Genomic DNA, 12,498 nt, shown 5'->3' on the forward strand with positions numbered 1-12,498 from the left:
TTTAATAGACATAAGTCAGGCGTAGAAAGCCTGTGTAGTCGAACTTGTAACCACCATCGACTTCAAGATCACGGGCCATTTCGGCATACACCTGTGCTTTGGGTGTTACCCAGTAGCCCACGCCGACTCGCCCACGAAGCGAGTCGGTCGCACGGTTGGTATCGATACCTTCGAGCTCGGAACGACCGCCCCACGCTTTGGTGAACCCCACCGAAGTAGTCAAACGATTCGGGAAGGTGTAACTCAGCCAGGGTTGCAGAACAAACGTAGGGTCTTGCTCAAGTCGCCCTTTCGCAACGCCGGATTCATCGTTGTCAGTGTAAAAACTGACATCAACGTTGGTGTCCAGACGCCAAGAGCCCCACGCTTTGGAGTGGCCGGCCTGGAACGCCACCACATATCGATTGCTGCCCATGTTTAATGACGAGTCGTGATCAAATTTGCCTAGGGGCATATAAAGGTAGCTGGATATACCCAGGTACTCTTTATTAGCCGGATCATTTATTGGCCACGCGGTTACCGCGACAAAGGGATCCGCATAACCGGCCGTATCTCCAATATCTCGGCCGTTTAGTTTTAGGTCCTGTCGGCCATACGGAACAGCTAATTGATACTGCACTCGGGTGTTTGCAATGTCATCCATATAGAACAAACGCAGTAACGCAGACCGGGTCTTCAATCGGGTGTCATTGTCCAAACTGGCACCTTTTCTTGGGTTGTAGCTGTCTGCGCTGCCGGCCCCCAAATAAAGCATTCCGATCGACTTTCCCGCCGGCGCCGGAATATAAGCACCCGGCGATACATCGATCGCATGAACAGAAGTCATATAAAGTGCACCGCCGGCAAGCGCCAACGAGACACCCAGCGAACGGGCACAATTCTTCTTCCAACCAACATGATTGATTGTATGCACGGTGAAGCCCCTCTTTTTGTTTTTGTATTGAGCCGAATGAAGCTATTTAAGCCAGTTAATTAACTCTTTGAGCACTTGCTCTGCGGCCTCGAACGGTGCCATGTGACCGCTTTTGTCAAAAACGACCAGTCTGGAATTGGTGATCCGACTGGCGATCAATTCGTGTTGCGACAATGGGCTCCATTGATCCTGGCGCCCCACCCCAACCAACACAGGGCAGCGAATGTTTTCAAGCTGCCGCCCGGCATCGGGTCTATTAAGCAGTGCATTTACCTGCTGCTCGTAAATGGTGGGTGTCATGCGGTGCACCATGTCCAACAGCGGTTGCATCAATGCAGGGTTCTCACGGCTCGCCTCCAGCATCATCGGTGGCAGCCAGTGATCAGCCAACGCCTCCATGCCTTCACTGTGCGCAAGATCAACCAGCCTTTGACGGGCTTCTTGCTCCCCGGGTTGTGCCGGATGAATACCGGTGCTCAGCAGCGCTAGTCGTTCGACGCGCTCTGGCGCTCTGCGACAGACTTCCAGAGCGACCCGTGCCCCCATCGAGTGACCCACCAGAGCAAAGTGATTGCTGGCGTTCTCCAGGACATGCTCAGCCATTGCGCCAATGTCGTCGAAACCGCGAAAGTCGACCGGGCAGACCTTCGCCACTTTCTCAAGACCTGGAATCAAGGGAACCCACACCGTCGCGTCACACAGCAAACCGGACAGAAGATAAACGTTCTGTTTCATACCCTTGCTCCTTGTTCGATGCTGGCTGGTTTTAGCGGGGATCGGTGGCAATGGATGGTGCACCAGCAAGCCCAGCGCTGTCGGGAGCGCGCTCCGCAGTCGATACCGTTGGTTCCTCGTAAGGGCGCAAACCGAGTACGAGCACTGCCGCAACGAGCATAGGCAGAGCCAGAATTGCGATATAGGTCGTCTTATCCAATCCCATCGTGATCAGGTAGCCAGCCGAGACAGGCCCGACCACAGCTCCAAGCCGGCCAGCGCCCATCGCAATGCCCGTGCCGGTGCTTCGAACGCGAGCTGGGAACGATTGCGGCACCAGCACATACAGCGTGTTGATTGAGGAGAACAAGCATACCCCCACCCAAACGGCAGCCAATAACAGCGGCAGCAGAGACTGTGGCATGGCAGCGAACACGACGGCGCCGACGAACAGCCCGACCATGATGATCGCTGCGAGAGTTCGAGCGCCCAGCTTCGGCGACAGCAGGCCGTACAATAGGCAACCTGCGATACCGCCGAGGTTCATCAACAGTGATCCGGAGATTCCGATGTTCTGGGTCATGCCACTTCGGGTCAGAATCTGCGGCGTCCAGCTCAACAGGAAGTAGCAGGTCATCATTACTGCGAAGTAAGCACCACATGCCCGCAACATGTTCCGTGAAGGCAGACCGCCAAGACCAAGCTCACGAGCAACCCGCGCCAAAGGTTTGGCAGGCAGCGCAGTCAGCGGCTCTCGGCCCATCCGAAGGAGGATATGATTGCACTCTTGCATGGCGTTGGCAGGTTGCTTAGTCAGCAGGTAGTCCAGCGATTCTGGCATTATCCGCCACACTAATGGGAGTAGCACGGCAGCTGCCGCCGCGCCTAACAGATAGACCGAGCGCCAGCCGTAAGCTCCGATCAGATACACCGCGACCAACCCTCCGAGGGTGGCTCCGATGGGGTAGCCCACAGACATCATCGACACGCACATCGCCTTGCGCCGGACGGAGGCGTACTCGGACACCATGATATTGACGTTGGCCAAGACCGCGCCAATGCCAAGTCCGGTGAAAAACCGCAACCAGGCAAGACTCGTAAGTCCTCCGGCAAACGCCGAGGCGAACATTCCGATCAGCAGGATCCAAAGGCTGACGAGGATGGTCGGACGTCTGCCTAGCAGATCGCCAATGGGTGCCACGGTGACGGCCCCTACACCCATGCCAGCCAACCCGGCACCGAATAGAACGCCGAGGTTGGTGGGAGCCAGTGACCAGTCGGCGCTGATCGCAGGTCCGGTATAAGCGACTACTAGCACATCGAATCCATCAAGCGCGGCAATCAAGGTACACAGCACCACAACCCATATCTGGTAGCGGCTCATTTCCCCTTCTTTGATCGAGCGCAGCGTTACGTCAGCAGTATTGTTCATTATTGTTCTGCCTGAAAAAATTATGGAGTTGATTGAAACTCAAACCTGTATGGCTAGGCCGATTTACGCAGGACCGGATCTCCTTCCAAGGCCGTCTCTAGCACGACGCGACCTTCAGCGATTCGCGATACGCAGGCACACATGAACTCGCCTTCCCGATGCTGTTTCGGACTGAAGAACACATCGCGATGGTCCGCTTCGCCTTCGATAGACACCACCTTCAGCGCGCACAGGCCACATTCTCCGCGTCGACAATCAGAAAGCACTTCTACCCCTGCGTCGGTGAGGGCGTCGAGTAGCGATTTGTCTTTGGGAACCTGCACCTCGATGCCCAGGTTGGCGATCAGGACGCTGAAGGCCTTGGCGGGATGGCGACCACTGGAACCAAAAGTTTCATAGTGAAGCTTCGTCGGATCGCGGCCAGCTTCGAGCCACGTGCTGCGCACTGCTTCCATCAGGCCCAAAGGGCCGCACATGTACAATTCGCAGGCCGCCGACAGTTCGCCGATGGTCGCCGACAGGTCAACGAATCTTTGTTCTTCTGCAACGAATATTTCGAGACGATGTTTGAGCTGCTCTTCCAGACGCGTGAAATAGGCCAGCTCGTCCCGGGTGCGGGCAGCGTAAAGCAAGCGCATCGGCCGACCCTGCTCCATGAGCGTTTCGGCCATGCGCACGATTGGCGTGATGCCGATTCCGCCTGCGAGCAACAAGTACTCGCCACTGTTGAACGACAGGCCGAAATCATTGGCGGGCGGGGTCACCCAGATGCGCGCTCCCGCTTGAAGAGTCCACATATAGGCTGAGCCTCCCCGGCTGTCCGGCAAGTACTTGACCGCGATAACCACCCCACCGCCGGCAGGATGACCAACCACCGAATAAGAGCGATGATCGGGTCGGCCGTCGATGTACACCCGCACGTTTATGTGCGCGCCGGGAGGCGATGCGGAAATGTTCGGACAGTCGATAGTGAACTCTCGCACCGTCGGCGTTACCTGTTGAAAGCCGGTCAGAGTGGCTTCATACCATTGATCCAAATTGCGCATGAAATAGGCCTCAGAGTCCGACGACTTTTACGAGCGAAACATGCTCTGCATCAATCATCGATTGAATGCGGTTGCGTGCCCAGAGCGAGCCAGCATCGATATTGAGGTTGTTGAAGTCCCGCCCCGGATTGCGCGCCATCGCTCGCTGCTGGGCTTCAATCACATCCTCATCCTCTCGCAGAATGCCCCCCGCAACATCCATGATGCGGCGGGTCAGCCCCTGATCGTGCAAGCGATAATTACGCAGGTGGCACCAGAAGTAGTAACACGTGCCTTGGCGCGACGGGGTCGGTACATGAATAACCCACATGCTGACCCCTTGGCTGCGATCACCTTCCGGAGCACCGGTGCCAGCGGGCGCCACGCCCACATCGAGCACGACGATCGATGGTGCTAGAAAATGGATGTACTGCCAGCGATCGACCGTGCCAGATTTGCCTAATTGCGCTGCCCAGAACGGAGGGGCTTCTTCGTCCAGCACCCAGCGGGTAATGGTCGCTGTCTTCGCACCGTAGCTTGGCTTGAAGGGTGCTTCAGCCAATGCCTCATTGCCGATGGTCGAGGCATGCACGTAGGTTTCGTGAGTCAGGTCCATAAGGTTATCGATGACGAGCCGGTAGTCCGCCTGAACCTCGGTCATGCGTCCATCGCCAACCCACTGCGGGTCTTCGAACCAACCCAGATCCGGTATCAGCGCAGGATCAGCCAGCGCAGGGTCTCCCGGCCAGAGCCAGATGAAGCGATGCCGCTCCACGACGGGATACGATTTTACGCAGGCCGACGGGTTGATGGTTTCCTGAGATGGCATGTGCGTGCAGCGGCCGCTCGCGTTGAAACGCAACCCGTGATAACCGCACACCAGTTCGTCGCCGTCCAATCGGCCGACTGAAAGAGGAACCAGCCGATGCCAACAAGCGTCGGCGAGCGCTGTGGCAGTCCCGTCGAGCTTGCGGTAAAGCACAACATCGTGGTCGCAGATGGTGCGTGCGAGTAGGGTTCGCGAAACCTCAGCGTCCCAAGCAGCAACGTACCAAGCGTTAATTGGAAAAGTCTGCTCATTCTTGTTATTCATGACTACATCCTCATCAGCGAAGCGATGGCACTCGGCGCGTCTTTAGAAAATCCTCGTAGGATTCACCGCGCATGATTGCGTAAACTTCCATGTTGCTCAGCTTGGCAACCCGGGCGAATTTCTCAACAACGAAAAAGTTGGCCCCATGCTGCACTAACCCTAGCCAGTGCTGACGCCGCACCAGATCCTTTTCAAAATCGGTCAGCTCAGCACTTTCCATGACCTTTTCTGGGTCTTGCAGATAGGCTTCACGCCAAGCAACACCGATCATGTTCCAGAAAAAACGGTTGATTTTGAGCGTACGATTACTTACGCGCACATCGAATACATAGGTGCCGCCCAACTCTTCAATGCCAATGATTTGCACATTCATTCTCATTGCCCCTCCGCCTGAGAGCTGCCGTCGTCGACAACCTCGTACAGCACTGCAGTCATCGCTGTGGTGGTGGCGAGGTAGTAGTTCAGATGGACTTTCTTCAGCTCGCCTTCAACCGCGCCACGCATGGCCAACCACATGATCTGCTCAACGCTCTCCGCACCGCCCAGTCGAACGTAGTCGGCATGCCGCATCTGGACGAGCGTCTGCGGATCGTGCTCCAGCAGTTCAAGGAACTTCATATCCCATTCGGTGTTGTTGAACCCGGTACGTTCTCCATGAATCTGGTGGGACAAGCCGCCCGTACCCACCACCACCACTTTCAAGTCTTCGGGATATGCCTCGATGGCCCGTTTCACTGCTTGCCCGAGCTTGTAGCAGCGACGCGCAGTCGGCAGTGGGTATTGCAAGACATTGATCGCGATCGGCACCACGACGCCCGGCCAGTCAGGCTCGTGAGGCCAGAGCAGAGGAAGGGGTGAAGCGCAGCCATGGTCAATGGGCTTGTCTTGAAAAACGGTGATGTCGAACTCGTCGTTGACCAGTGCTTCAAGGATGTACGACTGTAGCGCCACATTCCCGCGGATGTTCGGCAGTGGTCTGGGTCCCCCGCCCTCATCAGCAATGGGAAAATTGTCGCCCACGCCGAGTGCAAAGGTCGGGTACATGTCGAAGAAGAAGGTCGTGCAATGGTCGTTGTAAAAGAATACCAAGGCGTCGACCTGCTTTTCTTTCAGCCACTCTGCGATGGGCTCGTAGCCCTTGAACAGTGGTGCCCACGCTGGGTCGTCCTGCCTCTTGCGGTCGTATGCGAGGCCGATGGTCGGGACGTGAGAGGTGCCGATCGCACCTATGATCTTGGCCATGTCACTTGACTCTTAAAAGGTTTGAATAACGGTTACTGGCCTCTGACGAAGCCAGTCGGTGGATAATCCTGCGCATGAAAAGCCCAGGCTTGTCTGGCGCGAAATTCAGATCGAACTGCGGCACCGGATCGGTCTGTACCACTTGCGATATCCACTCCAGGGCATCCACGTCTTCCACATAAGCCTGCTCAGAAGCGCTGTAGAGAAACGCGTCCGCGTCCACGTCCGTTTGCTTGAAGTCGCGCGAGTTGAACCACCAGTAGTGAATGCTGTGATTCGTTTCCGGGGTGATCAGATGCGTAATGTTGAAACGGTACTGGCCGGGGCGACCCTCATCCGGAGCCGGATCAACAATTCGAGCGAAAGCCACGTGCATCGCTGGGCTTATGAAACGAGCCTCCGAGTGACGGTCGACGCTTTTACCCATGAGCTCAGCGGGTACGCCGTAGATCCCCGGAGGTGGCGAGTTCTTGAGCACTCGATCGATCACGACTTGAGTGCCTTCCTCCCGCGCGTCGAGCTTGGAGCGGGCATACTCTGGCGTACCGACTGTGCCTGGGTGCAGGAACGGGAAATGGGTCTGGTCGAGCAGATTCTCATGCATGGCCACGTAGTCGGATTTCATGCTGAAACCACCAGTGACGCTTTTGAAGTTCGGGTCGACCAGCCACGAGGTATCGGGGATTGCGGCTTCGTCAGCCAGATCTGGCTCCCCCATCCAAATCCAGATCAGCGGGCCACGCTCGGCCACGGGGTATGAACGAACGTTGGCATTACTGGGCACAAGTGGCATCGACGGCATATTTACACACCGCCCCGAGGTATCGAACTGCATACCGTGGTAGCCACACACCAATACATCGCCGTTCAGCTTGCCCTTGGCCAATGGAAAAGACCGGTGAGGACAGCGGTTACGCACCGCGACTGGGTGTCCTGCAAGGGTGCGGTAGATCGCGACCTCAGTTCCGAGAATGCGTCGGCTGAGCAGCTCGCGACTCACCTCTTGCGCTCTTGCCGCAACGTACCAACAACTGGTGACCAGCGGAGTATTCTGATCTGCGTAGCCGTCGCTGGCGATCAACTGATCCCCGGCCAGCTCGTAGCCGCTCATCGCGACATTTGTTGTTGTATTCATTTTTGTCGTCCTCATGCATCTAGAACCAGTTTCCCGCCCTTTAGGCGAGACACGCAGAGACACAGCGTTTTGCTCGCCGCTTTTTCTTCTTCGCTCAAGTAGCGATCACGATGTTCGATCGGACCGTCGGCGCTGAGTACGGGCAACGGGCAAAGCCCACACTCGCCGCGCCGGCAGTCTGAAAGTAGAGAAATACCTGCGGCCTGCGCGGCGTCCAGCAGGCTGGCATCAGGCGCGACTGTTACCACCTTGCCGCTGCGCGCAAACATCACCTCGAAGGCGCAATCGCCGTCACCGCGCAGTGCGCCGAAATGCTCACTGCTTACCTGATCGGAGCCGAGCCCTACCTTTTGCGCAGCCGCATAGGTGGCATTGACTAAGCCGGGCGGGCCGCAGACATACACCGACCCGCCCTTCGGCTGGGCAGCCAGCAATTGCACCAGATCCAAGTGATCAATCGGAGGCTCTCCGCTTAGGTGCAAAGTGCCGCGCTCACCAGCAAGCGCCATGGCCGTATCCAGATAGGCCATGCTCTCGACGGTCCGACCGCTGTAGACAAAATGGAATGGTTGTTGACGATAAGCGACGCTACGCAACATCGAGAAAATAGGCGTGATTCCAATGCCACCGGCGATGAGCAATACGTGAGCGTCGTTGCGGCCAAGCACAAAGTTGTTTTTGGGCCACGAAACCTGCAACTCAGATCCAACCCGAAGCGTCTGGTGAATGTGTGCAGAGCCCCTGCGATCACTCTCACGCTGGACCGCTATGCGGAAGTAGGCCGAGGGATCATTCTGGTCGTCAACGCCACCCACAAGGGAATAGTGACGGACAAACTGCCCTAACGCAGGGGACTGCAGATGTAGCTCTATGTGCGCCCCAGGTTCGTAACGAGGCAATGGATCGCCCGAGCGTGAGGTCAGGAGGTATTCGTTGATTCGGGGCGTCATCGCACGGACGGCAGTGACACGCACATCAAGGAGCGGGCTAGGCACGGGTACGATCCTATTTATTCTTATTGGGATCCCAAGGAGCATTAAAAATACTCACCTGACGACGTATATCTACCTATTGGGATCCAATGGTAGGTGGGAAACCTGCATTTGGTCAACACCGCTGCCATCAATATTTCCTTACGGGATCCCAATGACCGCGGGTAGACTCTGCAAGACCTGTTGGGAAGACCTGGAGCACGTACCTTGACATCACCGCAAAAACAGCATCTGCTGGCCGCACTGGAAATTCGCGAACTCATTCTCAGAGGCCAGTTGGCTCCGGGGCAGCGGGTTACTGAGGCGGGGCTGGCGGAACTCTTAGGCGTGTCACGGACCCCCGTGCGGCAGGCGTTGCCCACTCTTGCCCAGGAGGGTTACCTCATCAGCGTCGGCAGCCGCGGCTATGCGGTGAAGACATTCACCATTGAAGAAAGCGCTTACGCCCTTACTGCTCGCGCAGCGCTTGAAGGCCTCGCCGCGGCCACATGCGCTGAGAAAGGGTTGAGCGCAGAGCACACAACTGCTTTCCAAGCTTGCCTAGATGAGGGCGATGCGTTGTTGGCCAGCGGCTATCCTGAAGACGAGCTTGAACAGGCCTATGGAGAGATGAACCAGCGCTTTCATGACTTGCTGATCGAAGCATCTGGCCAGCGGATCCTAGAAGAATTGATTGCCCGCTGCTCGGCAGTGCCCTTCGTGTCACCGCAGCTGATGACGTTCAAGGAAACCCAAGTGAAGATCATCCGCGACGACATGGCCTACGCTCATCGACAACATCACTCGATTTTCGAAGCGATCAGCCGCAGAGAAGTAATGCGTGCAGAAATGCTACTCAGAGAGCACGCGGCTGTTCAGCGCCACAGTATGTCGATGTAGCGGAACTTGGGTGGGCCGAGGGATACGCGGCGGGTTGTCCGTTGAATAACCGCGCTTGCGGTCCACGAAGACCTCGTGTGCGTCGAACCGTTGCGAAATCACGTCCCGGTTGAAGGCTTCCAGGGTTGCCTTGAGCGTGGGGTCAGCCACGGGAATCACGCTCAAGGGCTTGCCCTAGACGAAGTCGAAGTTGGTGCAGCCCAGTTCCAGCACACCGCAGTAACGGATTTGACCGTCAACCACAAACGAGTCGCACTGGAACATGTCGCCGTCGATGAACTCGTCCACCTCATAATCAAAAAAGGCAACGGTGGAGCGACCTTATATTCAGAATATTCTGAATCAAACGTTCGATGTGCCCGCGCCCAATCAAGTCTGGTGTGGCAACATCACTTCATCTGGGCACAAGGGAAATGGCATTACCTGGCCGTGGTCATGAATCTCTTCGCGTGCCGGGTGGTGGGCTGGGCGTTGTCGAACAAACCGGATTCGGACTTGGTGATCAAGGCGCTCGACATGGTCTATGAGCAACGGGGCAAGCCTCAAGGCCTGCTGTTTCACTCCGACCAGGGCTCGCAATACGGCAGTCGCCACTTTTGCCAGCGACTCTGGCGATACCGCATCAATCAGAGCATGAGTCGCGGAGGTAATTGCTACGACAACTCGCCGATGGAACGTGTTTTTCGGAGCCTGAAAACTGAGTGGATACCGACCGTGGGCTATCGAACTGAATAGGAAGCACAGCGTGACCTCAGTCATTTTTTGATGCATCGCTACAACTGGTTTGGCTCACCAATTCAACGGTGGGCTGGCGCCAGCGCGGGCCGAGGAAAAACTTAACGTCGTATACGGGATTAGTTAATCACTACAGATATCTACTTTTGCTTGAGGGATGTCAACAATGTTTCGCGCCTGCGATGGTTAGCTAAGGTGCGATGCACATTAGCCTCTGCGCAGTCAGGGAATTCTCATTTCGTGCCGTAGCAATCCACGACGCGTCGGTACTGATTGGGTGACGCTCCGATATGCTGTCTGAAAAACCGAGTGAAATGCCCCTGCTCTGAGAAGCCAAGCTTCTCTGACAGTAGCCCAAGCGTACCGCTACGCTCACTTTCAAGCCATGAGAAAGCTTGACGCATCCGCGCATCATTCACCAGGAGCGTGGGGGTCATCCCAGTATCCCGTTTAAAGAGCGTAAAGAAATGCGCCCGGGACAGACCTGCAAACTTCGCAGCGTTGTCGAGGAGATCGGGCTCATCCAGGTGCTTAAGCAAATAGTCGGTGCCTACCCTTATTCGCGCATCCCGGAACGCTCCCGTCACAGGCGCACCCAAGCGCCAAAGTTGCCGCCACTGGGAGAAGTCCTCGATTAGTTGTATGAGGAAATCGAACAGTAAAAACTCAATTTTTTCTTTGGGTACCAGAGAATGCCCTAGCGCCTCCGCAATCAAGAAGTCTGCATGGCCCCTATTCTGACTGGATAGCTGGATACTGGGACAGGTGAAAAAGTCAGGGCGAGCACTCAGTGCAAGCGATCCTTGTGTGCTGGCCAGCCATGATGGCTCAATATAAAGGGCTAGAATCAAGGTATCACCAGCAGCGGGATTGGGGTCGTAACAGTGCGGTTCCCAAGCATTGACCAAGACAGCCGTTCGATCGGTCAATGGCACTCTGCTGCCGTTAACATTGAAAAAGGTATCCTCCCCTGAAACCTTGACCAAAACGTGGCACTCGGAATGCGTGTGCGTCACCAGTGGCCTGTCCATGTTTAACAGGGCCACCCTTCCAAACTTACCGTGAAACACCCGCTGTGCGATTGACATCTAACTCCCCTCGTTTCCTTCACACGGCTTTTGTTTTTGGTCTGCCCCGAGAAACCTTGCGCAGGGTGAAAGCGCCTACCCCGCTCATCGCCTTTTACAGGCGCTTGTTTTTTCATGATGGCCCCAATATCTACCACGATTGTAGCTGCGTCCAGTCAGACCTTTGAGGAATTCTCCTCCTGGTGATCAATGACCTCTACAGCGCATCCCTTTCCCTGCCGCGATATACCCTTAGGACGTCAGCCATCACCGCAAGCGCGATCTCAGGAGGAGATTTACTCCCTAGATCGAGACCTATGGGCATGTGTAGACGAGCGATCTGTTCGTCGCTGAACTGCCCTATTCGTCTCAGTCGCTCGGCGCGTTTGATTGACGTTGCGCGCGATCCCATTGCTCCGATGTAAAAAGCCTCGGTGTGGATTGCCTCCATCAACGCCAAATCATCGATCTTGGGATCGTGAGTCAGTGCTACCACTGCGGTAGCGGCGTGCCCCCCCCCCCTGGGCAATGAAGACGGACGGCAGTACGCGCTGCATGTTAACCCCTTCAAGCCGGACATCTCGCATTTCATCCCGCGGATCGCAGGCAATGACTTCGCAGCCTATCGCCAAAGCGAATGATGCACAGAACTCAGCGACTGGCGATAATCCCGCGAGAATCAACCTCAATGCTGGCCCAACGCGGATTTGGACGTTTTCATTGGTAATCTTAATGGCTTCAGCGCCTTGCACGCCAACAGGTTCTTGCCAGGTCTTCGCGGTGTTCAAATCAACATGGCGCAACACCTGCTTCTGCCCCATCAGTGCTGCATGGAGCGACATCAAATGTTCGATCCAAGGCTCAGTCGGCTCCCTGCATTCCACCAGAACAATGAGCACCCCACCACAAGGGAGCTGGAGGCGTCGAGTTTGCTCAGGGCTATCCCCGTAGCGCACCACGTGAGTAGGCTGGTGGAGTTCGCCTTGTTTGATACTCTCGATAAATTCCTCTTCGATGCAGCCCCCAGATAGAGATCCGACAAAGCCCCCTTTTGAGTTCGCCACCAACATCGATCCAGGCGCTCGAGGTGCCGAACCATAAGTAGACATAACAGTGCACAACCAGATGCGCTCACCTGTGCGTGCCCATTGCAACGCCTGCTCAATGACTTGCGTGTCCAGATAGCGCATATATTTACCTCGCGCTGCGGTGGTGGTTAAGACTTGGCGTGCTTTGAGGCTGCATTCCAGGTAATCGATGGTTTAACCTCA

Annotated in this window: 11 protein-coding genes and 2 pseudogenes; 2 read left to right on the forward strand and 11 right to left on the reverse strand. The window is 56.1% G+C overall.

Translation table 11 applies throughout. The features are described 5' to 3' along the window. Position 1: 1 nt before the first annotated feature. From V3W40_RS19745 to V3W40_RS19785, 9 genes are read right to left on the reverse strand one after another with little or no spacing between them, the layout of a single operon-like run. The gene (locus V3W40_RS19745; RefSeq protein ID WP_330208347.1) at positions 2 to 913 is read right to left on the reverse strand and encodes a transporter; all 912 of its coding nucleotides are present in this window, start codon (positions 911 to 913) and stop codon (positions 2 to 4) included. 42 nt (positions 914 to 955) lie between these two features. After that, entirely contained in the window at positions 956 to 1,648 is a 693-nt protein-coding gene (locus V3W40_RS19750; RefSeq protein WP_330208348.1) for an alpha/beta fold hydrolase, read from the reverse strand. A 31-nt stretch (positions 1,649 to 1,679) separates the two neighbouring features. Continuing rightward, entirely contained in the window at positions 1,680 to 3,059 is a 1,380-nt protein-coding gene (locus V3W40_RS19755) for an MFS transporter (protein ID WP_330208349.1), read from the reverse strand. 53 nt (positions 3,060 to 3,112) lie between these two features. Beyond that, the gene (locus V3W40_RS19760; RefSeq protein WP_330208350.1) at positions 3,113 to 4,105 is read right to left on the reverse strand and encodes a PDR/VanB family oxidoreductase; all 993 of its coding nucleotides are present in this window, start codon (positions 4,103 to 4,105) and stop codon (positions 3,113 to 3,115) included. A gap of 10 nt (positions 4,106 to 4,115) precedes the next feature. After that, on the reverse strand, positions 4,116 to 5,177 hold the full coding sequence (locus V3W40_RS19765; RefSeq protein ID WP_330208351.1) for an aromatic ring-hydroxylating dioxygenase subunit alpha: 1,062 nt from the start codon (positions 5,175 to 5,177) through the stop codon (positions 4,116 to 4,118). Between the two features lie 13 nt (positions 5,178 to 5,190). Beyond that, a complete protein-coding gene (locus V3W40_RS19770) occupies positions 5,191 to 5,550 on the reverse strand; it encodes a protocatechuate 3,4-dioxygenase (protein ID WP_330208352.1) in 360 nt (119 codons plus the stop codon). A gap of 2 nt (positions 5,551 to 5,552) precedes the next feature. Then, on the reverse strand, positions 5,553 to 6,419 hold the full coding sequence (locus V3W40_RS19775) for a gallate dioxygenase (protein ID WP_330208353.1): 867 nt from the start codon (positions 6,417 to 6,419) through the stop codon (positions 5,553 to 5,555). A 1-nt stretch (position 6,420) separates the two neighbouring features. After that, on the reverse strand, positions 6,421 to 7,554 hold the full coding sequence (locus V3W40_RS19780) for an aromatic ring-hydroxylating dioxygenase subunit alpha (RefSeq protein WP_330208354.1): 1,134 nt from the start codon (positions 7,552 to 7,554) through the stop codon (positions 6,421 to 6,423). 11 nt (positions 7,555 to 7,565) lie between these two features. Beyond that, on the reverse strand, positions 7,566 to 8,252 hold the full coding sequence (locus V3W40_RS19785) for a flavin reductase family protein (protein WP_330215534.1): 687 nt from the start codon (positions 8,250 to 8,252) through the stop codon (positions 7,566 to 7,568). A gap of 501 nt (positions 8,253 to 8,753) precedes the next feature. Between V3W40_RS19785 and V3W40_RS19790 the strand changes: the two genes are divergently transcribed. Then, positions 8,754 to 9,425, forward strand: coding sequence for a GntR family transcriptional regulator (locus tag V3W40_RS19790; RefSeq protein ID WP_330208356.1), 672 nt, complete (start codon positions 8,754 to 8,756; stop codon positions 9,423 to 9,425). A gap of 298 nt (positions 9,426 to 9,723) precedes the next feature. Beyond that, positions 9,724 to 10,287: pseudogene (locus V3W40_RS19795) on the forward strand (IS3 family transposase); the annotation flags it as partial. 106 nt (positions 10,288 to 10,393) lie between these two features. Here V3W40_RS19795 and V3W40_RS19800 read toward each other — a convergent pair. Both V3W40_RS19800 and V3W40_RS19805 read right to left on the reverse strand, forming a co-directional pair. Further along, positions 10,394 to 11,248, reverse strand: coding sequence for a helix-turn-helix transcriptional regulator (locus V3W40_RS19800; RefSeq protein WP_330215535.1), 855 nt, complete (start codon positions 11,246 to 11,248; stop codon positions 10,394 to 10,396). 196 nt (positions 11,249 to 11,444) lie between these two features. Then, positions 11,445 to 12,417: pseudogene (locus tag V3W40_RS19805) on the reverse strand (XdhC family protein). Between the last annotated feature and the right edge of the window lie 81 nt (positions 12,418 to 12,498).

The sequence above is a fragment of the Pseudomonas sp. AM8 genome (assembly GCF_036346475.1).
Taxonomy (GTDB): Bacteria; Pseudomonadota; Gammaproteobacteria; order Pseudomonadales; family Pseudomonadaceae; genus Aquipseudomonas; species Aquipseudomonas marginalis.

Coding starts and splice junctions, on each gene's coding strand:
- V3W40_RS19750 (WP_330208348.1), bottom strand. CDS start 1,648: ATGAAACAGAACGTTTATCTTCTGTCCGGTTTGCTGTGTGACGCGACG.
- V3W40_RS19755 (WP_330208349.1), bottom strand. CDS start 3,059: ATGAACAATACTGCTGACGTAACGCTGCGCTCGATCAAAGAAGGGGAA.
- V3W40_RS19760 (WP_330208350.1), bottom strand. CDS start 4,105: ATGCGCAATTTGGATCAATGGTATGAAGCCACTCTGACCGGCTTTCAA.
- V3W40_RS19765 (WP_330208351.1), bottom strand. CDS start 5,177: ATGAATAACAAGAATGAGCAGACTTTTCCAATTAACGCTTGGTACGTT.
- V3W40_RS19770 (WP_330208352.1), bottom strand. CDS start 5,550: ATGAATGTGCAAATCATTGGCATTGAAGAGTTGGGCGGCACCTATGTA.
- V3W40_RS19775 (WP_330208353.1), bottom strand. CDS start 6,419: ATGGCCAAGATCATAGGTGCGATCGGCACCTCTCACGTCCCGACCATC.
- V3W40_RS19780 (WP_330208354.1), bottom strand. CDS start 7,554: ATGAATACAACAACAAATGTCGCGATGAGCGGCTACGAGCTGGCCGGG.
- V3W40_RS19800 (WP_330215535.1), bottom strand. CDS start 11,248: ATGTCAATCGCACAGCGGGTGTTTCACGGTAAGTTTGGAAGGGTGGCC.